18 protein-coding genes and 1 pseudogene are annotated in these 21,955 nt (G+C 59.7%); 10 read left to right on the forward strand and 9 right to left on the reverse strand.

The genetic code is table 11. The features are described from left to right. The first annotated feature begins 2 nt into the window (after positions 1 to 2). Complete coding sequence (gene gltS, locus AB4P91_RS06410) at positions 3 to 1,211, forward strand: sodium/glutamate symporter (protein WP_395604507.1); 1,209 nt, start codon at positions 3 to 5, stop codon at positions 1,209 to 1,211. Positions 1,212 to 1,289: 78 nt separating this feature from the next. Here the strand turns inward: gltS and AB4P91_RS06415 are convergent, their stop codons facing one another. Further along, a complete protein-coding gene (locus tag AB4P91_RS06415; RefSeq protein WP_007920349.1) occupies positions 1,290 to 2,069 on the reverse strand; it encodes an exodeoxyribonuclease III in 780 nt (259 codons plus the stop codon). An 82-nt stretch (positions 2,070 to 2,151) separates the two neighbouring features. On the opposite strand from AB4P91_RS06415, the gene pyrE reads away from it, so the two are divergent. Next, on the forward strand, positions 2,152 to 2,796 hold the full coding sequence (gene pyrE / locus AB4P91_RS06420) for an orotate phosphoribosyltransferase (protein ID WP_395604508.1): 645 nt from the start codon (positions 2,152 to 2,154) through the stop codon (positions 2,794 to 2,796). Between the two features lie 701 nt (positions 2,797 to 3,497). On the opposite strand, the gene argB is transcribed toward pyrE, so the two are convergent. The 4 genes and pseudogenes from argB to coaBC all read right to left on the reverse strand — a co-directional run bounded on the left by argB (position 3,498) and on the right by coaBC (position 7,638). Then, complete coding sequence (gene argB / locus AB4P91_RS06425; RefSeq protein WP_150593448.1) at positions 3,498 to 4,403, reverse strand: acetylglutamate kinase; 906 nt, start codon at positions 4,401 to 4,403, stop codon at positions 3,498 to 3,500. Positions 4,404 to 4,420: 17 nt separating this feature from the next. Next, positions 4,421 to 5,797: pseudogene (locus tag AB4P91_RS06430) on the reverse strand (phosphomannomutase/phosphoglucomutase); the annotation flags it as partial. A gap of 171 nt (positions 5,798 to 5,968) precedes the next feature. Beyond that, positions 5,969 to 6,424: a dUTP diphosphatase gene (gene dut, locus AB4P91_RS06435; protein WP_042561752.1), complete on the reverse strand. Its 456-nt coding sequence runs from the start codon at positions 6,422 to 6,424 to the stop codon at positions 5,969 to 5,971. A 5-nt stretch (positions 6,425 to 6,429) separates the two neighbouring features. After that, entirely contained in the window at positions 6,430 to 7,638 is a 1,209-nt protein-coding gene (coaBC, locus tag AB4P91_RS06440) for a bifunctional phosphopantothenoylcysteine decarboxylase/phosphopantothenate--cysteine ligase CoaBC (protein ID WP_150593450.1), read from the reverse strand. Positions 7,639 to 7,773: 135 nt separating this feature from the next. Between coaBC and radC the strand changes: the two genes are divergently transcribed. Then, positions 7,774 to 8,448 (forward strand): DNA repair protein RadC, encoded by a 675-nt coding sequence (radC, locus tag AB4P91_RS06445; RefSeq protein WP_150595964.1) that lies wholly within the window; start codon positions 7,774 to 7,776, stop codon positions 8,446 to 8,448. Positions 8,449 to 8,575: 127 nt separating this feature from the next. Here radC and AB4P91_RS06450 read toward each other — a convergent pair whose 3' ends face one another. Further along, on the reverse strand, positions 8,576 to 10,162 hold the full coding sequence (locus tag AB4P91_RS06450; RefSeq protein ID WP_395604509.1) for an ABC transporter substrate-binding protein: 1,587 nt from the start codon (positions 10,160 to 10,162) through the stop codon (positions 8,576 to 8,578). Positions 10,163 to 10,609: 447 nt separating this feature from the next. Between AB4P91_RS06450 and rpmB the strand changes: the two genes are divergently transcribed. Next, a complete protein-coding gene (rpmB, locus tag AB4P91_RS06455) occupies positions 10,610 to 10,843 on the forward strand; it encodes a 50S ribosomal protein L28 (RefSeq protein WP_007920377.1) in 234 nt (77 codons plus the stop codon). Between the two features lie 11 nt (positions 10,844 to 10,854). Next, positions 10,855 to 11,010: a 50S ribosomal protein L33 gene (gene rpmG / locus AB4P91_RS06460; RefSeq protein ID WP_016772554.1), complete on the forward strand. Its 156-nt coding sequence runs from the start codon at positions 10,855 to 10,857 to the stop codon at positions 11,008 to 11,010. A 204-nt stretch (positions 11,011 to 11,214) separates the two neighbouring features. Here rpmG and AB4P91_RS06465 read toward each other — a convergent pair whose 3' ends face one another. Then, entirely contained in the window at positions 11,215 to 11,577 is a 363-nt protein-coding gene (locus tag AB4P91_RS06465; protein WP_042561748.1) for a cupin domain-containing protein, read from the reverse strand. Positions 11,578 to 11,813: 236 nt separating this feature from the next. On the opposite strand from AB4P91_RS06465, the gene AB4P91_RS06470 reads away from it, so the two are divergent. Both AB4P91_RS06470 and AB4P91_RS06475 read left to right on the forward strand, forming a co-directional pair. Further along, on the forward strand, positions 11,814 to 13,307 hold the full coding sequence (locus tag AB4P91_RS06470; RefSeq protein WP_150593453.1) for an aldehyde dehydrogenase: 1,494 nt from the start codon (positions 11,814 to 11,816) through the stop codon (positions 13,305 to 13,307). Between the two features lie 188 nt (positions 13,308 to 13,495). Then, on the forward strand, positions 13,496 to 14,638 hold the full coding sequence (locus tag AB4P91_RS06475; RefSeq protein ID WP_150688319.1) for an MFS transporter: 1,143 nt from the start codon (positions 13,496 to 13,498) through the stop codon (positions 14,636 to 14,638). 11 nt (positions 14,639 to 14,649) lie between these two features. Here the strand turns inward: AB4P91_RS06475 and AB4P91_RS06480 are convergent, their stop codons facing one another. Further along, positions 14,650 to 16,218 carry a phospholipase D family protein gene (locus tag AB4P91_RS06480; RefSeq protein ID WP_150595969.1) on the reverse strand — a complete coding sequence of 523 codons (1,569 nt, stop codon included), beginning with the start codon at positions 16,216 to 16,218 and terminating at the stop codon, positions 14,650 to 14,652. Positions 16,219 to 16,497: 279 nt separating this feature from the next. Between AB4P91_RS06480 and AB4P91_RS06485 the strand changes: the two genes are divergently transcribed. From AB4P91_RS06485 to AB4P91_RS06495, 3 genes are all read left to right on the forward strand, one after another. Then, positions 16,498 to 17,148: a DUF1120 domain-containing protein gene (locus AB4P91_RS06485; RefSeq protein WP_150595970.1), complete on the forward strand. Its 651-nt coding sequence runs from the start codon at positions 16,498 to 16,500 to the stop codon at positions 17,146 to 17,148. A gap of 137 nt (positions 17,149 to 17,285) precedes the next feature. Further along, the gene (locus AB4P91_RS06490; protein WP_150593457.1) at positions 17,286 to 17,993 is read left to right on the forward strand and encodes a fimbria/pilus chaperone family protein; all 708 of its coding nucleotides are present in this window, start codon (positions 17,286 to 17,288) and stop codon (positions 17,991 to 17,993) included. Positions 17,994 to 18,058: 65 nt separating this feature from the next. Next, positions 18,059 to 20,440: a fimbria/pilus outer membrane usher protein gene (locus AB4P91_RS06495; RefSeq protein WP_395604510.1), complete on the forward strand. Its 2,382-nt coding sequence runs from the start codon at positions 18,059 to 18,061 to the stop codon at positions 20,438 to 20,440. Here AB4P91_RS06495 and AB4P91_RS06500 read toward each other — a convergent pair. After that, entirely contained in the window at positions 20,423 to 21,841 is a 1,419-nt protein-coding gene (locus tag AB4P91_RS06500; RefSeq protein WP_150593459.1) for a PLP-dependent aminotransferase family protein, read from the reverse strand. The genes AB4P91_RS06495 and AB4P91_RS06500 overlap by 18 nt on opposite strands. Positions 21,842 to 21,955: the final 114 nt, after the last annotated feature.

Genomic DNA, 21,955 nt, shown 5'->3' on the forward strand with positions numbered 1-21,955 from the left:
CAATGATTCAGCTCGATTTTTATGGAACGCTTGTGGCCGCTTCCGTGGTGCTTTTGCTAGGACGCGGACTTGTTACACGTATTGCTTTTCTGCGTAATTACAATATTCCTGAGCCCGTCGCCGGTGGCCTGGTCGTCGCGCTGGCTCTTCTGTTGCTACGAACGTTCGACATCGAGGTTCGCTTCGACACTTCACTGCAAACCCCTTTGATGCTGGCGTTTTTCGCCACTATTGGCTTGAGTGCCGATTTTGCAAGCCTGAAGAAAGGCGGGCGTGTAGTGGGCATATTCGTGCTGGCGGTGACCGGCTTGCTGGTGGTTCAGAATGCCTTGGGCATCGGTCTTGCCACTGCGCTGGGGCTGGACCCGTTGATGGGCCTGCTGACAGGTTCGATAACGCTGGCGGGCGGTCATGGCACAGGCGCTGCGTGGGGCACGGTGTTTAGTGAAAAGTACGGTCTGGCATCCGCTTCCGAGCTCGCCATCGCATCTGCGACGTTTGGTCTGGTGTTGGGTGGGTTGATTGGTGGTCCCGTGGCTCGCCTGCTCATCAAGCGTGTTCGGGTGCCCGGATGCCACCCGCAAGAAACGCCGCGATTGCCAAAAGGTTTCGAGCAGCCGAACAAGGAGCGCTCGATCACCCCGTTTTCGTTTATCGAGACGCTTGCGCTGATCGCCGTCAGCCTGTTGGCCGGCAATCTGCTCAATGGGTTGCTGCACGGCACCGCATTCGAGTTGCCGACGTTTGTCTGCGTCTTGTTCGTGGGTGTCGTTCTGCGTAACGGCCTGTCAGCGCTGGGCTTGTATCAGGTATTCGAGCGCGAAGTCTCGGTGTTGGGCAATGTCAGTCTGTCGCTGTTTCTGGCGATTGCCTTGATGTCGCTCAAGCTGTGGGACCTGGCGGCATTGGCACTACCAATATTCATCATCCTCGCTGCGCAAACACTGGTCATGGCGCTGTTTGCGATTTTCGTGACGTTCAGAATGATGGGCCGTAACTACGACGCGGCGGTATTGGCAGCGGGGCACTGTGGTTTTGGGCTGGGTGCGACACCGACGGCCATCGCTAACATGCAGGCGGTGACACAACGCTACGGTCCTTCGCAGATTGCCTTTCTCGTGGTGCCGATGGTGGGTGCATTCTTCATCGACATCATCAATGTCATCGTGATCAAGCTCTACCTGGTCTTGCCGTTTTTTGTCGCCGTCTGAGCTTCGGACCACTTTAATCTGAGGCACAAAAAATGCCCGTATCTCGCGATACGGGCATTTTTTTGTCTGAAACGAAGCTTAGATGGTCAGCGTCCAGTCGTAGTCGACGATCAGCGGCGCGTGCTGCGAGAACCGAGGCTGACGCGGCAGGCGTGCGCTGCGCACAAAGCGCCGCAGGCCTGGCGTCAGGATCTGGTAGTCGAAGCGCCAGCCCAGATTGAGCATCTCGGCCTGTTCATTGTCCGGCCACCAGCTGTACTGGTCGCCTTCACGGCTGACTTCGCGCAGGGCATCTACATAGCCCATGTTGCCGACAATCTCGTCCATCCAGGCGCGTTCTGGCGCCAGGAAGCCCGGGGATTGCTGGCTGTCGCGCCAGTTCTTGATGTCGAGCTTCTGCTGCGCGACGTACAGCGAGCCACAATAAATGTACTCGCGACGTTTACGCCGCTGTTTGTCCAGGTACTTGCCGAAGTCGTCCATGAGCTTGAACTTCTGGTTCAAATCCTCATCGCCGTTCATCCCCGAAGGAAGCAGCAAGGTGGCAATACTGACTTTGTCGAAATCTGCTTGCAGGTAGCGCCCGTAGCGGTCGGCCGTCTCGAAACCGAGACCGCTGATGACAGCCTTCGGTTGCAACCGCGAGTACAAAGCCACGCCACCTTGGGCGGGGACTTCAGCATCGCAGGCATAAAGGAAGTAGCCATCCAGTTGGAAGGCTGGGTCATCCAGTTCAAAGGCGGAGGCACGGGTGTCCTGCAGGCAGATGACGTCGGCATTCTGTGCTTGCAGCCAACTGAGCAAACCACGCTCGACTGCAGCCTGAATACCATTGACGTTCACACTGATGATCCGCATAAATGGCCCCAAAAATCGCGTGCGTGTATGATACACGGCGTCAAGCTAATTAGCTAAATCCGTGGTATTTGGGGTTTTTTTCATGCAAGCGTATCAGCGCGATTTCATTCGTTTTGCCATCGATCGCGGCGTTTTGCGCTTCGGTGAGTTCACCCTGAAGTCCGGGCGCACCAGTCCTTACTTCTTCAATGCCGGCCTGTTCAACACGGGTTCGGCCCTGGCGCAGCTGGGTCGGTTCTACGCCGCAGCCATTGCCGAGAGCGGCATTTCTTTCGACGTGCTGTTTGGCCCGGCGTACAAAGGCATTCCGTTGGCAGCGACCACCGCCGTCGCGCTGGCCGAGCATCACGACCGTGACTTGCCATGGTGCTTCAACCGCAAAGAGGCCAAGGCCCACGGCGAAGGCGGCAGTCTGGTTGGCGCCCGGCTGACCGGTGATGTGCTGATCATCGACGACGTGATCACCGCCGGTACCGCGATCCGCGAAGTGATGCAGATCATCGCTTCCCAGGACGGTGCCAAGGCCGCCGGCGTGCTGATCGCCCTGAACCGTCAGGAGCGCGGCAACGGTGAGTTGTCGGCAATCCAGGAAGTGGAGCGCGATTTCGGCATCCCGGTCATCAGCATTGTGTCGCTGAACCAGGTGCTGGAGTTCCTCGCTGACGATCCGCAGCTCAAGCAGCATTTGCCAGCCGTGGAAGCGTACCGCGCCCAGTTCGGCGTTTGACGCGGCGCCTGCAGAAATAAAAAAGACCCCGCTCAGTCAGGCTGAACGGGGTCTTTTTGTATCGCAGACTTCGCTATTTTCTGAGCAATTTCGCCGTCAATCCGGCGTTAAACAGTGCAAATGCCAGTAGCGCCATCACCAACCATCACGCACAGCGTGCGATCGGCATCGAAGGCCCAAAGGCCCAGCGTGCTGCTGCGAAAGATGCGCACAGCGGCGGGCAGGTTGACGTAAAACATCGCTGCAAAAGCGCAAGTCAGCGGCACCGCACAACTTACTAAGTCCCCGGGGTTATTTTTCGCTGTCTGCCGGGTACGGATCCTGGGAGGCATCCCCTTGGCCCGTGAGTACTTTCCAGCCTTTCAGAGGGTGAGAGACTTCGGTGAAGTCAGGGCAGGGTGGCATCGATGTTTGCGAGGGGCCTGAATACTCTCGGCCACAGTCCAGGCAGGCGTAGCTACCTGCTGAAATGTCACTGCCGTATGGAACGTAGTCTTTTTGCATGGGTAAATCTCCGGTGGATGAGGGGAAGATCCTAGGGAGATTTGTTCTGAGGGGATGTCGGACGTTTCGCTGTGTTAAGTCAGACGCTTCCTGCGCGCATAAAAAAGATCGCAGACTTTGTCAGTTCCTACAGGGGCTTCATACAAATGAAGTTCCTGTAAGAGCTGCCGCAGGCTGCGACCTTTACGTTTCAGCGATCAGGGACGCTTGCGATTGCTGATCAGCGTACCCACACCGGTGTCGGTGAAGATTTCCAGCAGGATCGCATTCGGTACGCGCCCGTCGATGATCAACGAGCTGCCCACACCACCCTGAACCGCTTCCAGTGCGCAACGGATCTTCGGCAGCATGCCGCCGTAGATCGTGCCGTCGGCGATCAGATCGTCAACCTGCTGGGTGCTCAGGCCGGTCAGAACCGTGCCTGACTTGTCCATCAGGCCGGCAATGTTGGTCAGCAGCATCAGCTTCTCGGCTTTCAGCGCTTCGGCAACTTTACCGGCCACCAGATCGGCGTTGATGTTGTACGACTCGCCGTTCTCACCCACACCGATTGGCGCAATCACCGGGATGAAATTGCCTTTGACCAGCAGGTTCAGCAGTTCGGTGTTGATCCCGACCACTTCGCCGACGTGACCGATGTCGATGATTTCCGGCTGGGTCATCTCCGGGGTCTGGCGAGTGACCGTCAGTTTCTTCGCACGAATCAGCCCGGCATCTTTACCGGTCAGACCGATGGCGCTGCCGCCATGACGGTTGATCAGGTTGACGATGCTTTTGTTGACCTGGCCGCCGAGGACCATTTCCACCACGTCCATGGTTGCGGCGTCGGTGACGCGCATGCCGTCGACGAAGTGGCTCTCGATCGACAGGCGCTTGAGCAGATCACCGATCTGCGGACCGCCGCCGTGCACAACCACCGGGTTGATACCCACGGCTTTCATCAGCACGATGTCGCGGGCGAAGCCGGTTTTCAGCTCCTCGCTTTCCATCGCGTTGCCGCCGTATTTGATCACCAGGGTCTTGCCGACATAGCGTCGGATGTAAGGCAGTGCTTCGGACAGGACCTTGGCAGTGTTGGCGGCGGCTTCGCGTTCGAGGGTCATTCAGGGCTCCGGGTGGATCAGAACGGTAGTTGGAGATCAGGTGCAACGCGTTTCAGTTGGGCGTGGAACACATCCTTGATGCGCTGCAATTCAGCCTCGTCATCGGCCTCGAAGCGCAGCACCAGCACCGGTGTGGTGTTGGACGCGCGCACCAGGCCCCAGCCTTTGGCGTAGTCGACACGCACGCCGTCGATGGTGGTCAGGTCAGCGCCTGCGCCCCACTGTGCGTCGTGCAGTGCATCAATGATGCTGAATTTGCTCTCTTCGGTCACATGGATATTGATTTCCGGCGTAGAAATATCGTTCGGGAAGGTCGCAAACAGCTCCTCCGCGGTGGATTTTTCCTTGCTGAGGATCTCCAGCAGACGTGCGGCGCTGTAGATACCGTCGTCGAAACCGAACCAGCGTTCCTTGAAGAAAATGTGCCCGCTCATTTCACCGGCCAGCAGCGCGCCGGATTGTTTCATTTTCTTTTTGATCAACGAATGACCAGTCTTCCACATTAGCGGCCGACCACCGTACTCCTTGATCAGCGGTACCAGGCGACGGGTGCATTTGACGTCGAAGATGATTTCCGCGTCGGGGTTGCGCGCCACCACGTCACGGGCGAACAGCATCAACAGGCGATCCGGGAAAACGATGCTGCCGGTATTGGTTACTACGCCGACACGGTCGCCATCACCATCGAACGCCAGACCGATATCAGCGTTGGTTTCCTTGACCTTGGCGATCAGGTCGACGAGGTTTTCCGGCTTGCCCGGGTCCGGGTGGTGATTGGGGAAATTGCCGTCAACTTCGCAGAACAGCGGGATGACTTCGCAGTTCAGCGCTTCGATCAGTTGCGGTGCGATCACGCCAGCCGCGCCGTTGCCGCAATCGACCACGACTTTCAGGCGCCGCGCCAGTTTGATGTCCTGGACGATCTCGGTGTTGTAGCGGTCGAGGATCTCGACCTGGGTGACGCTGCCGTTGCCGCTGCTCAGATTGTTGGTCTTGAGGCGTTCGTGCAGAGCTTGAATCTGTTCGTTGGCGAGCGTGTCGCCGGCGATGACGATCTTGAAACCGTTGTAGTTCGACGGGTTGTGGCTGCCGGTGAGCATCACGCCGGACTTGCCGGCCAAGACGTTGGCGGCGTAGTACAGCGCCGGAGTGGGCACCAGGCCGACATCGCTGACGTGGCAGCCACTCTCGGCGATACCGCGGATCAGTTCAGCGACCAGTTCCGGCCCGGACAAGCGGCCGTCGCGACCGACGGACACATTGGGTTCGCCTTGGGCAAGGCTCTGCGAGCCGATGGCGCGGCCGATCCAGTAAGCGGTTTCGGCGTTGAGGAATTCCGGCACGGTGCCGCGAATGTCATAGGCGCGGAAGATGCTGTCGGGCAGCTTTGGTGCAACTTGGGCGGGGGTGGTCATCTGCGGAAATGCTCCATCTCAAAAGTGACTGGACAGACCGACGACTCATTCGACGGCAAGCTCAAACTGAAGGGTATGACGGCGTTTTCCGCAGAGAGTTCGTGGTATGAAAGGGCCATGACAGGGCAAATGGCATGGCTCCCGCACGAATTATTTGGTGCCGGTATGGCCAAAACCGCCGGTACCGCGTTCGGTTTCGACGAACGCTTCGACCATCTCGAAATGCGCCTGTACCACCGGCACCAGCACCAGTTGCGCCAGGCGTTCGCCGACGGCCATGGTGAAATCGGTCTGGCCGCGGTTCCAGCAGGAAACCATCAGCGGGCCTTGGTAATCGGAGTCGATCAGGCCAACCAGGTTGCCCAGCACGATGCCGTGTTTGTGGCCCATGCCCGAGCGAGGCAGGATCAGCGCGGCGAGGTTCGGGTCACCGATGTAGACCGACAGACCAGTCGGGATCAGTACGGTTTCACCCGGTTTGATCACGATGTCCTGCTCCAGCATGGCGCGCAGGTCGAGGCCGGCGGAGCCCGGGGTGGCGTATTGTGGCAGCGGGAATTCGGTGCCGATGCGTGGGTCGAGGATCTTGGCTTGCAAAGCGTGCATGTAAATTAAACCTGGTTCAGACGTTCGGCGATAAAAGTGACCAGTTGGCGAGCGATCTTGCTCTTGCTGGTCTGGGCGAAAACCGTGGCGTGAAGCTCACGGTCAATTACGCTGCAGGCGTTTTCTTCGCTGTTGAAACCGATGCTCGGGTTGGCGACGTCGTTGGCGACGATCAAATCGAGATTCTTGTCCTTCAGCTTGCGTGCAGCGTAGTCGAGCAGGTGTTCGGTCTCGGCGGCGAAACCGACACTGAACGGACGATCGGGGCGGGTCGCGATGGTGGCCAAGATGTCTGGGTTGCGCACCATTTGCAGGACGAAGCCGTCGCCGCTCGTAGGATCTTTCTTGAGTTTTTGCGGGGCGATGACTTCCGGACGGTAATCCGCCACCGCTGCCGAGGAAATGAACACATCACAAGGGATCGCGGATTCGCACGCCGCGAGCATGTCGCGGGCACTGACCACGTCGATGCGCGTGACGCGATCCGGGGTCGGCAGGTGCACCGGGCCGCTGATCAAGGTCACGCGGGCGCCGGCTTCCACCGCCGCTTCGGCCAAGGCGAAGCCCATTTTTCCGGAGCTATGGTTGGTGATGTAACGCACCGGATCGATGTTTTCCTGGGTCGGGCCGGCCGTAATGACGACGTGCTTGCCAGTCAGCGCCTGACGCTGGAAGCAGTCCGCCGCGCACTGCGCCAGATCGGTAGCTTCCATCATGCGGCCCATGCCGACGTCGCCGCAGGCCTGGCTGCCGGAGGCCGGGCCGAACGTCTTCAGGCCGCGGCTTTGAAGCAGTTGCAGGTTGGCTTGGGTCGCGGGGTCGCGCCACATCGCCTGATTCATTGCCGGAGCGAGCGCCACGACGGCGTCGGTGGCCAGCACCAGCGTGGTCAACAAATCGTTGGCGATGCCTTGGGCCAGGCGGGCGAGCAGGTCGGCGGTGGCCGGGGCGATCAGCACCAGATCGGCCCACTTGGCCAGTTCGATGTGGCCCATCGCCGCTTCGGCGGCAGGGTCGAGTAAATCCAGGTGAACCGGGTGCCCGGACAGCGCCTGCATGGTCAGCGGGGTGATGAACTCGGCGCCGCCATGGGTCATGACCACACGCACTTCGGCGCCCTGGTCGATCAGGCGACGAACCAGATCGGCGCTCTTGTAGGCAGCGATGCCGCCGCCGACGCCCAGAACGATGCGTTTCCGATACAGCCGCTGCATAGGTCTGCCTTTGATTTCGTGGGTGACATACGTGGCGAAACCCCCTCCCCAGGGTGAATCCGCCCGCAAAAAAGATGGGCTAAGATATCACAGCGACCGCTACGGAACAGCGGCGCCCACAGACAGGGAAAGTGTATGAGTATTCGTGATTGGCCTGCGGCGGAGCGACCGCGGGAGAAGCTACTTGAACAGGGCTCTGCGAGCCTTTCCGACGCCGAATTGCTGGCGATCTTCTTACGCACTGGAGTCACTGGAAAAAGCGCGGTGGATCTTGCGCGACACCTGTTGACTCAATTCGGCAGCCTGCGCGTGTTGCTGGAGGCCGATCTTGCACAATTCAGCAAGGAATTGGGATTAGGGCCGGCGAAGTTCGCTCAGTTACAGGCGGTGCTGGAAATGGGCCGTCGGCATCTGGCTGAGCGTATGCGCAAGAAACCCGCACTGGAGAATCCGCAGGCGGTCCGCGATTACCTCAAATCGATGCTGCGCCACGAGCCGCATGAGGTATTTGGTTGTCTGTTTCTGGACTCCAAGCACCAAGTGTTGACGTTCGAGGCGCTGTTTCGCGGCTCCATCGACAATACCAGCGTACATCCCCGCGAGGTGGTGAAGCGTTGTCTGGCCAATAACGCGGCGGCGGTGATCCTTTGTCACAACCACCCGTCCGGTAACAGCGATCCCAGTCAGGCGGATCAGTTGTTGACCAAGCGTTTGCAAGAGGCGCTGGACCTGATTGATGTGCGGGTGCTCGATCACTTCATCGTGGGGGAGGGTGAGCCGCTGTCGATGGCGGAGTGCGGCTGGATGTAAGTCTCAGGATCATGCACAACCTTGTGGGAGCAGGCCTGCCAGCGATGGCCGACAGGCAACATTCAAGCTGAATGTGCCGCCTTCATCGCTGGCAAGCCAGTTTCCACAGGTTTTTATAGCGTGACGGTTACTTGAGGTTGACCCTGGAATAGTCCTGCCGGCCAAACGGGCTGACCGAGTAACCCTGAACGTCTTTACGTGTCAGCGCGAACGCCGTTGGGTGTGCCAGCGGCAGCCACAGGGCCTGCTGCTGAATCTGCGTCTGCGCCTGCTCGTAGAGCTTGGTGCGCACGCCTTGTTCGCTGGTGGTCTTGCCGGCGCTGATCAGCTTGTCGAGATCAGCGTTGCAGTAGCGTGCGAAGTTGGTGCCGGACTTGACCGCGGCGCAGGAAAACTGCGGCGTGAGGAAGTTGTCCGGGTCGCCGTTGTCGCCGGCCCAGCCCATGAACAACAGATCATGCTCGCCAGCCTTGGCGCGGCGAATCAGCTCGCCCCATTCGATCACACGGATTTCCGCCTGAATGCCGATTTGCGCCAGATCCGATTGCAGCATCTGTGCGCCCAGGCTCGGGTTCGGGTTGAGCAGACTGCCCGACGGCCGCGTCCAGATGGTGGTCTGGAAGCCATCCTTCAAGCCGGCCTTGGCCATCAGCGCCTTGGCTTTCGCCACGTCGTGCCGGTAGCCCGGAAGGCCTTTCGCGTAGCTCCAGGTATTCGGCGGGTAAGGGCCATTGGCCGCTTCAGCCGTGTCTTCGAACACGGCTTTGATGTAGTTGGCCTTGTCGAAGGCAAGGTTGATCGCCTGGCGCACTTCCGGTTTGTCCAGTGGCGGATGCTGGCTGTTGATGCCGACGAAGGCGGTCATGAACGCGTCGGTTTTTTCGACTTTCAGCGTCGGCTCTTTCAGCGCAGCCTGTACGTCCAAGGGTTTTGGCGACAGGGCAATCTGGCATTCATCGCGTCGCAGTTTTTGCAGGCGCACGTTGGCATCTGGCGTGATCGCGAAGATCAGCGGGTCCACGGCGGGCTTGCCACGGAAGTAGTCCCGGTTGGCCTTGTAGCGGACCGCGGCGTCTTTTTGGAATCGCGTAAAGACAAACGGGCCGGTGCCGATGGGCTGGCTGTTGAGCTTGTCGGTGGCGTTGGCCTTCAACAGTTTGTCGGCGTATTCAGCGGAATAGACCGAGGCGAAACCCATGCTCAGGGTCGCCAGAAACGTCGAGTCCGGGTGATCAAGTGTGAAGCGCACAGTCAGCGGATCCAGCGCGTCGATCTTCTTGATGAGCGCCGGTAGCTGCATCGATTGCGCGTGAGGGAAGCCGCTTTGGGCAACTTTGTGCCAAGGATTGGCCGGATCGAGCATGCGGTCGAAACTGAATTTGACGTCTTCGGCAGTCAGCTCGCGGGTTGGCTTGAAGTATTCGGTTGTATGAAATTTGACCTGCGGGTGCAATTTGAAGATATAAGTCAGGCCATCGGTGCTGATTTCCCAGCTGTCGGCCAGGCTCGGGATGACCTTGCCGCTGGCAGTGTCAAAATCAACCAGGCGGTTCATCAGCACATCGGCCGATGCATTGGTGGTGGTCAGCGAGTTGTACTGCACCACATCGAAGCCTTCAGGGCTCGCCTCGGTGCAGACGCTTAGCGCGGCGGCCTGGGCCAGAGGGCTTAGCAGGAGCGGGGCGAACAGCAGGGGTAGGGCAGCGAGGCGCATGGTCGGTTTCCTTTTACAGATCGAAGGCCCATCTGCAAGTGCAGTCTGGAAAAGTCCTACCCTAGAGGTCGCGATTGCAAATGACTATCCCCTTTTGTATTTTTGGGGACGTTTTTACGCAGCTCCGGTGTGTGCCCGGTGCAACGACGAGCAAGAGTCGGGCGCATGAGCGGTTTTCTTCGACGAGTGGTAAAACCCCGTCGCGGCCTTTGTCCAAGGCGTTCGCGAGCAGAATCTGCGCCTTTTTGTGGATTGATTGCACACGGAAAGTTGTTGCACCCCAGTCTTTCTGGTATAAAGCAGCGCTCTTTTCTAGGGGCCCGGTTCCTTCACTGTAGGTGTAGCCGGTAAGACCTCTAAAGAAACGCGGCGCCTGGCGCCAAATGACTGAGAGATTAAGCGGCCAACCCATGCCGGGTTGGGCATGTGGTTTTAGAGGGCTGAGGCATGTCGAGAGTATGTCAAGTTACCGGTAAGGGTCCGGTGACTGGGAATAACATTTCCCACGCAAACAACAAAACCCGTCGTCGTTTCCTGCCGAACCTGCAGCATCACCGCTTCTGGGTTGAAGAAGAGAAACGTTTTGTGCGTCTGCGCGTATCTGCCAAAGGCATGCGTATCATCGACAAGCGTGGCATCACTGTCGTGCTCGCCGAACTTCGCCGCGATGGCAAGATTTAAGGGAGCTAATCATGCGTGAATTGATTCGTTTGATCTCGAGCGCCGGTACTGGTCACTTCTACACTACCGACAAGAACAAGCGTACTACCCCGGACAAAATCGAGATCAAGAAATATGATCCGGTTGTTCGCAAGCACGTGATGTACAAGGAAGGCAAAATCAAGTAATTGATTTTTCCCGACTTACAAAAAAGGCCCGTATCTCACGATACGGGCCTTTTTTGTTTCTCAGGTTTTGTCGCGCCCGTCCGGACCTCATCGCTGGCAAGCCAGCTCCCACAGTAACTGGGGGAGTTCACAAATTATGCGTTCACCAAAAACCTGTGGGAGCTGGCTTGCCAGCGATGTGGCCAGATCAGCCAGCGAAAATCCTCAGCCCTTCTGTTCGAAGATCACATAGACCTTGCGGCAAGCCTCCAGCACTTCCCACGTGCCGCGAAACCCTGCCGGAATCACAAAACGATCACCCACGCGCAACGTCTTGGCGTTGCCGTCGCTGTCACGCAGCACCGAAACACCCTGGAGAATTTCGCAGTATTCATGCTCGGTGTAGTTCACCGTCCACTGACCCACCGCACCTTCCCACACGCCGACACCCATCTGCCCGCAAGGACTTTCATATTGATGGAACACTGCCTGCTCGGGATCGCCCTTGAGTACTTTGGCCGGGTCCGGGCGATAGCGTTCGGCTTCGCTGGAGGTCAGGCTGATGTCGACGACGTTCTGGATGTTCATTGTTGTTATCTCCCGTAAATGCGGCGCAAGGCTGGAAAAGGCCAAAGTCTATGTTGATTAAAATCAACACTGCAAGGTCGTATGGCCGCCTTATGTCAAATATATTGAAACAAACCCGGCCGCTGGTTTAGGGTGGCGGGTGCCTCGGGCCGAAATGCAGGCTGGCCGGGCAGAATTGCTGAGGACGTCGGCGAAGATCGCGCGGCGCTCGTATTCAACAAGAGGAGGACACCTGAATGACCACCCTGACTCGTGCCGATTGGGAACAACGCGCCCGCGACCTGAAGATCGAAGGCCGCGCCTACCTCAATGGCGAATACACCGACGCCGTCTCCGGCGAGACTTTCGAATGCATCAGCCCGGTCGATGGCCGTCTGCTGGGCAAAATTGCCAGCTGTGACGCCGCCGACGCCCAGCGTGCTGTGGAAAACGCTCGCGCTACCTTCAATTCAGGCGTGTGGTCGCGCCTGGCGCCGACCAAACGCAAAGCCACCATGATTCGCTTCGCCGGCCTGTTGAAACAGCATGCCGAAGAGCTGGCACTGCTCGAAACCCTCGACATGGGCAAGCCGATCAGCGATTCGCTGAACATCGACGTGCCGGGCGCGGCGCAAGCGCTGAGCTGGAGCGGTGAGGCGATCGACAAGATTTACGACGAAGTCGCCGCTACGCCGCACGATCAACTGGGTCTGGTGACCCGCGAGCCAGTCGGCGTGGTTGGCGCCATCGTGCCGTGGAACTTCCCGCTGATGATGGCGTGCTGGAAACTCGGCCCGGCGCTATCGACCGGTAACTCGGTGATCCTCAAACCGTCGGAAAAGTCGCCGCTGACCGCCATCCGTATCGCGGCGCTGGCTGTCGAGGCCGGCATTCCGAAAGGCGTGCTCAACGTGCTGCCGGGTTACGGCCACACCGTGGGCAAGGCGCTGGCCCTGCACAACGATGTGGATACTTTGGTGTTCACCGGTTCGACCAAGATCGCCAAGCAATTGATGATTTATTCCGGCGAATCGAACATGAAACGCGTGTGGCTGGAAGCCGGTGGCAAGAGCCCGAACATCGTCTTTGCCGATGCCCCCGATCTGCAAGCCGCTGCCGAATCCGCCGCCAGCGCCATCGCCTTCAACCAGGGCGAAGTCTGCACCGCCGGTTCGCGTCTGCTGGTCGAGCGTTCGATCAAGGACAAATTCCTGCCGATGGTGATCGAGGCGCTGAAAGCCTGGAAGCCGGGCAACCCGCTGGATCCGGCGACCAACGTCGGCGCGCTGGTCGATACCCAGCAAATGAACACTGTGCTGTCCTACATCGAGTCCGGTCATACCGACGGCGCCAAACTGGTGGTTGGCGGCAAGCGCATTCTTCAGGAAACCGGTGGCACTTACGTCGAGCCGACGATTTTCGACGGCGTGAGCAACGCGATGAAGATCGCACAGGAAGAGATCTTCGGCCCGGTGCTGTCGGTCATCGCTTTCGACACGGCTGAAGAAGCCATCCAGATTGCCAACGACACGCCTTACGGCCTGGCCGCTGCGGTGTGGACTCAGGACATCTCCAAGGCACACCTGACCGCCAAGGCGCTGCGCGCCGGTAGCGTGTGGGTCAACCAGTACGACGGCGGCGACATGACTGCACCGTTCGGTGGCTTCAAGCAGTCGGGCAACGGTCGTGACAAGTCGCTGCACGCGTTCGACAAGTACACCGAACTGAAGGCGACGTGGATCAAACTGTAAACCGTTGAAGGGAGCCTGATTCAGTCGGGCTCCCCAGCCATGCAGAGATCCCCTGTGGGAGCGAGCCTGCTCGCGAAAGCGGTTTATCAGTCAGCCCAGGTGCTGAATGTGAAACGGTTTTCGCGAGCAGGCTCGCTCCCACAGTGTTTTGGGTGAATACAAAAAGAATATCCACAGGAGCGTGGAACATGCGGTGGGCGACGTATTTCGCCGTGTTGGCGTCTGTCTTGAGTGTCGGCCTGGCCCTGGGGGTCAGCATGCCGTTGGTGTCGTTGCGGCTGGAGAGCTGGGGCTACGGCGCCTTCGCCATTGGCGTTATGGCAGCGATGCCGGCCATCGGCGTGTTGTTGGGCGCGAAAATCTCCAGTCACCTGGCGGCGCGTTTCGGCACGGCGAACCTGATGCGTCTGTGCCTGTGGGCCGGAGCGCTGTCCATTGGCCTGTTGGCGTTATTGCCGAGCTATCCGGTCTGGCTGGTGCTGCGCCTGATGATCGGCGTGATCCTGACCATCGTGTTCATCCTCGGCGAGAGCTGGATCAATCAGCTGGTGGTCGAGCATTGGCGTGGTCGACTGGTGGCGCTGTATGGCAGCAGTTATGCGCTGAGCCAGCTGTCTGGCCCTTTGCTGCTGGGCGCGCTCGGCACCGAAAATGATTACGGCTTTTGGGTCGGTGTCGCGCTGCTGATGATTTCCCCTTTGCTGTTGCTGCGCCGTAGCGGTGCGCCGAGCAGTGAAGCGAGCAGCGTGACCTTCCGCGACCTGTGGGGCTTTGCCCGCGAGTTGCCGGCGATTGCTTGGGCGGTGTCGTTGTTTGCCGCGTTCGAGGCGATGATCCTGACGTTGCTGCCGGTGTATTGCCTGCAACAGGGTTTTACCGCCGAAATCGCCTTGGCGATGGTCAGTACTGTGGTGGTGGGCGATGCGCTGCTGCAATTGCCGATTGGCGCATTAGCCGATTACCTGTCGCGGCGCACCCTGTTCACCGGGTGCGCGGTGATATTGATGCTGTCGAGCCTGGCGATTCCGATGCTGATCGACACGTTACTGATCTGGCCGCTGTGGGTGTTGTTTGGCGCCAGTGCCGGTGGTTTGTTCACGCTGTCGCTGATCCTTATCGGTGAGCGTTACCGTGATGACGCGCTGGTGCGAGCCAATGCGCATATCGCGCAACTGTGGGGCGTTGGCTGTCTGCTCGGGCCGTTGGCGGCGGGGGCGGGCAGTCAGTGGATCAGCGGCCATGCGTTGCCGTGGTTGATGGCGGCGGGGGCGTTCGGGTTGGTGATTCTGCTCATGCGTCAGGGGGCATTTGGCGCGGCGCAGGCGGCTTGAATCCTTTGCTTTTATAGCATCCGTTCCAAGCCGACCGTTGTACTGAACCACGCATTGAACCGGCGCCACCAACTGCCCGGTTCCTTGCTCAACGTGTGCATCTGACCGTTATCCTCAGTCACCCAGACGATATTCCCGTCCTGCAATTTCGCTTCGTAGCTGAGTGCCGGCGCCATGCCTTGCAGCGCCAGCTCGCGCACATGCTCGGCAAGCTGGGGACTGTCGACCAACACGCCGACTTCGGTATTCCACAGCACTGAACGAGGGTCGAAATTGAAAGAGCCAATAAATGATTTACGCCGGTCGAAGATTATCGCCTTACTGTGCAGGCTGGAGTCCGAGCCGCGAAACGACTTGCTGTAAAACACATGCGGGCCGCTGCCGCCACCGTCCCCCGGTTGGCGGCGCAGTTCGTACAGTTTCACGCCATGCTGCAGCAGCGCCTTGCGATACGGCGCATACCCGCCATGCACCGCTGGGACATCCGTGGCCTCCAGCGAGTTGGTCAGCAGGCTTACCGAAACCCCGGCATCAGCACGCCCGGTCAGGTACACGAGCCCCGGCTGGCCCGGTACGAAATAGGCCGAAATCATGATCAGTTCTTTGCTGACCCCCGTAAGCTCTGGCGCCAGTTGCGTGGTCAGCAGCAAGTGCGGGTCCGGCTCGCCTTTGGACAGCACCTTGCTCGGCGCATCCCACAGCGCCTGATTCCAGGCCCAGATCAGCTCTTTGCGCCAGATGTCCATGCGCGGGTCGGTCTTGAACGTCATCAACTGCTGATACAGCGCGTGGTTCTGCTTTCGGGTTTCCTCCAGCGACTCTTCGAGGCGCATGCGGGTGTTTTGCAAGTCCCTGGCCGTCGGTTTGCTGCTGAGGAACTCGTCGATGGGTTTGCTCAACGCGCTGTTCCAGTACTGATCGAAACTGTGCCCCAGCTGCTCGGCCACCGGCCCCACGCTGAGCATGTCAATGTCAGTGAAATTCAGATTGGGCTCGGCATCGAAGTACTCGTCGCCCAGATTGCGTCCGCCGACGATGGCCACGCTGTTATCCGCCAGCCATAACTTGTTGTGCATGCGCCGGTGTTGCAGCGACAGGTTGAACAGTCGTCCGGCAGCCCGGGTCACGCCGGTGCTGCGCCCCAAGTGCAGCGGATTGAACAGACGGATATGGATCTGCGGGTGCGCCGCCAGTGTCGCGATGATCTGGTCGAGACCGTCGCTGGTGGTGTCGTCGAGCAGAATCCGCACACGTACGCCACGGTCGGCGGCTTTCAACAATTCTTCCACCAGCATCCGTGTGCTGACGCCGTCATGCACGATGTAGTACTGCAAATCGAGGCTGCTTTGCGCGTGACGGATCAGTTCGGCACGGGCGGTGAACGCCTCGGTGCTGTTGGATAGCAAACGAAAACCGGATTGCCCTCCGTACGGCGCCGCCTGAGCTTGAATCGACCGGCCGAAAGCCGAGTCGGACGCTGGCAACGCCTGGCTCTGTTCGCGTGGGGCGTTCAGGCTCGCGCAACTGCTGAGCAGGAGCACGAGAAGTACAGGGAAAAGTAGGACCGTTCTGGATCTCAAGGAGGATCATCTCATGGCGGGTCGAAGGTCGAAGTATGGCACGGGCGTAGGACATTCTTTGTTTAGATTAAATTCACTCTGGACTTTGAGTCAGCTCTGTCGAAGCTCGCTGAAACGGACTACGCAGTACGTCGAAAACGCTATGCCTACCAGGTGACTGGAACCTACAGAAAAGCCTTTCTGAACCGGGAATGATGTGCGGGCATAACGGCCGCTCAGGACTGCGCAACGTCCTGAAACGACCCGTTTATGAATCCAACCATCAACCGGTAAATAACAATGAAAAAACTCTCTGCAGCCAGTGCCTTGATATTGGCGCTGTCACCCTTTGCGGCTCAGGCCAACACCCTCGACCTGACAGTCTCCGGCACAGTGATTCCAACGGCCTGCGTTCCGGCGTTCGCCGGTGGCGGCGACGTGAATCTGGGGCGTATTTTTTCCGCCAGTCTGAGCGCGACTCAGCAGAACGATCTGCCCCCAAGGGACATCACCCTAAAGGTTGCGTGCGATGCACCGGCGGCGGTTGAAATCTCGGCGACTGACAACCGTGCCGCCACCAAAGTGACAGGCTTGACGTTCAATGGCCGGACTTCTGACACGCTTTATTTCGGTCTAGGCAACACAAAAGGTGTCGGCATTGGCGGTTTCGGTCTGTTGACCGGCCAGCCACTGGCCGATGGCACTCCACAAACCTTCCTGGTGCGCAACCCACAAAACCGCGTATGGCGTGTACCGGCCGCCGGCCTGGTATCCAACGCACCTGTTACGTATTCGTGGGGGCCGAGTGCTGCGGCGGGCCCTGCCGCTGCTCGGTTGCACACGTTCCCGATGCAAGTCGCGGCAGCGATTCGCCCGACCGCCGATCTGCCGCCGACCACCGACGAGTTCCAGCTCGATGGTTCGGTGACGTTCAACGTGTTCTACCTCTGAGTCGAAAAACTGACGAGCCCGTGCGGATCGCGTGATGCGCCTCGCAGGGCCTGAATAGCGTTAGCGCATATTTTTTCGCATCAAGGTATCGGCCGAAATCGCCTGGCGGATTTGGCCGATACCCGCTGGAGATTTTCATGTATCCCCTTTTTTCTTTCCAGGTGCCTGCCGCCTTCGTGGCCGTGTGCCTGTCATTCATGAGCGCCAGTAGCCATGCCGCTGGCATGGTTCCGGAAACGCCGGTTGTGGTGGTCGATCAAGCGTCGGGGGAGGCGACCCTGAATGTCCGCAACTCCGACGACCAGCCGGCACTGCTCTACAGCACCATCGAGCACATTCCTGAGGATGCCGAGCCGCTGCTATTGCTCAATCCGCCGGTGGCTCGTGTCGAGCCGGGCAAAAGTCAGCAGGTGCGGTTCATTTTGCGAGAGGTCGGACCGCTGAAAACCGAGCGCCTGCAACGCGTGGTTTTCGAAGGGATCAGCCCGCGGCAAGGCGGGAGCGGCGCGCAGGTGCATCTGACCGTGCGCCAGAACATCCCGGTGATTGTCCGGCCGCCCAATCTGGCTATCGACCGCATGCCCTGGAAACGCCTGGTCTGGAGCGTTGCCGGTCAACAAATTCGCGTGAGTAACCCGAGTCCGTATGTGGTCAGGCTGTCCAAAGCGGTGAACCTGATTCCCGGTGGCGTCACCCTCGATCTGCAACGCACTTACATTCTGCCGGGCGAAGTGCTGATGCTCGACACATCGTCGACATTGGGCACTCACGTACGGTTGTTTCCGGCGACAACGTACGGTTTTGCCGTCGACAGCTACGACGCGCCGTTGATCGTTCAAAGATGAAACGCGGCGCGCTGCTCCTGCGGGCATTTTGCGCTGTCCCCGGCTGGCTCGCACCGGTCCTTCTGATGCCTTCAGTAGCCGCGGCTCAGACATATACCGAATTCGATCCGGCGGTACTGGAAGCTCGCGGCATCGACCCTGCCACCGCTCGGTTTTTCGGCGTGGAACCCCGATTCACGGCCGGACGCAGTCGAGTGGCGCTTGAGGTCAACGGCAGGGCTGTGGGTTCGGTTGTGGCGAGGTTTGATGGCGACGGGCAGTTATGTCTCGATAACCGGTTGCTGGATCAGGCGTCCATCGCAGTGCCTTCCGGCTTGCCCGACAACGCCAACAAGGGCAGCTGTGTTCACGTGGACCAGCATCTGCCCGGCGTGCAGGTACGGCTTGATCCCGGTTCGCAAAGAGTGATGCTGTTGGTACCGACAGGTTTGCTGCTTGAACCAAAGTCTGGCGCGCGCGGCTGGCAATCGGGCGGCAGTGCCGGGTTGTTCAACTACGACGCGCTCGTGGTGCGCGACTCCAGCCCCGGCCAGTCGAACCACTATCTAAACCTTGCTACCGAGTTGGGGTTCAACGCCGCCGACTGGGTGGTGCGCAGTCGGCAGAACTACAACTCATCTGCGGGTGTCGAGCGTTTCGATCTTCTCTATACCCACGCTTCGCGCACATGGGAGGCGTATGCGGCGGAGGTGCAAGTCGGGCAGCTCAACATGCGTTCATCGTTGTTCGCGGGGGAGCCGTTCACGGGTGTGCAAATCTTGCCTGACTCGGCCTTGGCCGGGGCCGTGGCAGACGATCCCGGTAGCGGCTCGGTCGTGGAAGGTCATGCACCATCGCCCGCGCGCATCGAAGTTCGGCAGAGCGGCGTGTTGGTCTATTCCACAGTGGTACCCGGCGGGCCATTTGCACTGCGTAATTTGCCGCTGTTGAGCCGTCATCTGGATCTGGAAGTCACCGTCGTGGCCGAAAGTGGTGAGCGTCACGTATTTCTCGTTCCGGCCGCCTCTTTGAGAGCCCCGACCCTGCCGGCGAAACCCGGATATGGGCTCGCGGCAGGAAAGGTCCGGCGAATGCGCAATGATGACCGCGAAGCGCCGGCTTTCGTGGCGGCCAGCAAAGACTGGTTGCTGGGGTCGGCGACTGGCTTCAGTGCCGGGATCATGGCTGCCGACGACTATCGCTCCGCAGGATGGGAGTTAAAGCAGGCTCTGGGCATGGGGGCGGTGGTCAGCGTGCAGCAGCTGAATTCCATGACCGTGAATTCGGGCCAGGGCCGGAGAACGCAAGCGGCGCTCGGTATGCCTTTGGGCTATGGCCTGTCAGCCAGTCTCAACATGAGCCGGCGCAGTGCGGGTTTTCGTAACTTGGCGCAAACGGGGCAGGGTGCTGAAGAGGAGCTCGACCAGCAGGGCGAGCGACAATGGGGCGCCGGGGTCAACTACTCGAGTCGTGACTGGGGCGCCTTTTCCGGCTTCTGGTCAACGTATGCGGGGCAGGGCAGCACGCAACATTCGCGGATGGGGGCGACATGGTCGCAGACTTTTTCCAAGGCCAACTTATCGCTCAGTGTTCAGCGCGAAAGCAGCGGTTCCACCATGGGAGGGCGAGGTGGCAGTGCCTATCTGACCGTTGGTTTTCCGCTGGGAAGCAAAGGCAGGGTGAACACATTCGCCCGGCACGACGAGCAGCGGGGATTGCGCACGGGTACCCGTTATGCCGAACCATTGAGCGACACGCTGAATTACAGCGTGGAAATGACGCGCGTACAGAACGGGCAAACCGACTTCAGTGCCCGACTCAGCGCATTGCCGCGTTACACCAGCGTCGACCTTGGCTACTCGCGTAACAGCGTCGGCTTGAGCCGTTATGACGCCGGGCTGCGCGGGGGTCTGGTGCTGCACGAAGGGGGCGTGACGCTTTCGCCTTATCCGGTGCGCGAGACTTTTGCGCTGGTCAAGGCAGGTGAGAGTGCCGGTATCCAGCTGAGCACGCCGCAAGGTCCGGTCTGGACCGATGGCGCGGGGCGGGCAGTGGCTTCGAGTTTGTCGGCGTGGCGCACGAATCGAGTCGAAATCGACACCCGCAGCCTGCCGCGCAATGTTGATGTGCTCAATGGTTATCAGGAAGTCGAAGCCGGACGTGGCGCCGTGCCGCGCCTGGACTTTCCCGTAGACACCGTGCGCCGTCTGATGCTGCAGGTGCGTACGCCTGACGGTTTGCCCGTCCCCAAAGGCGTAGCGGTGCAGGATGGCCAGGGTAACTACCTGACCAGTGTGGTGGATGCCGGGCTGGTGTACCTGACCGATGCACCAGCCCTGGTGCGGTTGCGGATCGACTCCGGCATCGGTCAAGCCTGTCAGGTCGAGGTCGATGCACCGGCAAGCAGCGACACCGATAAACTCTATGCAACGGTCGACGCGATCTGCCAATCAGCCGAGGGCCAGTAGCCGGATCGCCGCCGCGCCAACCTTACGCACCGCCTCTTCAATTTGCGGTGTTGGTTTGGCGGCGTAGTTCATCCGCAGGCAATTGCGGTACTTGCCCGAGGCGGAAAAGATGCTGCCAACAGCAATCTGTACGCCTTCCTCGAGCAGCGCACGATTCAGTTTCAGGGCGTCGAACCCTTCCGGCAGTTCGACCCACAACATGAAGCTGCCTTGCGGGCGACTGGCGCGCGTGCCGGCAGGGAAGTAGCGGGTCACCCAGTCGATCATCATGTCGCGATTGCGCTGGTATTGCGTGCGCATCCGCCGCAAATGCGGTTCGAAGTGTCCGGACTTGAGAAACTCGGCAATGGCGATTTGCGGCTGTGGCGCGGTCGAGCCGGTGCTGATGTATTTCATGTGCAGCACCCGTTCCAGATATCGACCCGGCGCAACCCAGCCGATGCGCAGCCCCGGCGCCAACGTCTTGGAAAACGAACTGCAAAGCAGCACGCGGCCGTCTTCATCGAACGATTTGATCGTGCGTGGACGCGGGTAGGTGTAGGCCAGTTCGCCATACACATCGTCCTCGATGATCGCTACGTCGAAGCGCTGTGCGAGGTTGAGCAGGGCGCGTTTGCGCGACTCCGGCATGATGTAGCCAAGCGGGTTGTTGCAGTTGGGCGTGAGCTGGATGACCTTGATCGGCCATTGTTCCAGCGCCAGTTCCAACGCTTCGAGACTGATGCCGGTGAGTGGGTCGGTGGGGATTTCCAGGGCCTTCATGCCCAGCCCCTTGAGTGTCTGCATGGCACCGTGGAAGCTTGGCGAATCCACCGCGACAATATCGCCGGGCTCGCAGATCGCCCGGATGCTGGTGGACAGCGCTTCGTGGCAACCGGTGGTGACGACGAGATCGCTGGCGCTCAACTGGCAGCCGGAATCGAGCATCAGCCGGGCAATCTGCTCACGCAATTCGAGGGTGCCGTGGATGTTGTCGTAATACAGGCCGGGCATGTCCTGGCGGCGACTGATCCGCGCCAGTCCACGCAGCAACGGCTTCATGGTCGGTGAGCTGATGTCGGGCATGCCGCGACCGAGTTGCACCACGTCCTTGCGCGGCACCGCGCGAATCAGCTCCAGCACCTGATCCCACTGCGAGATATCCACCGGTCGCTGTGCCGGCCGGCCGACGGCGGGCAGATCCGGCAGCTCGCGTCCGACCGGCACGAAGTAACCGGATTTGGGTTTCGGTGTGGCCAGGCCACCGTCTTCAAGCATGCGATAAGCCTGCTGCACCGTGCTGAGGCTGACGCCATGTTCTACGCTCAGGGCGCGCACCGACGGCAGTCGATCACCTGGTCGATAGAAGCCTTGTTCGATGCGTGTGCCGAGCAGTTCGGCGAGATTCACATAAAGCGTCATGGCACTGCCTCGATGCAGGTGATTCGAAAAACCAGTACAGATGCGGCATAAATCGACAATTCAGTAGCAGGATTAGCAAATCTGTATGGAAGTAATACAGATGCGTTGAATCTG

Origin of the sequence: Pseudomonas sp. B21128, from assembly GCF_044218865.1 — a bacterium.
Classification (GTDB): domain Bacteria; phylum Pseudomonadota; class Gammaproteobacteria; order Pseudomonadales; family Pseudomonadaceae; genus Aquipseudomonas; species Aquipseudomonas iridis.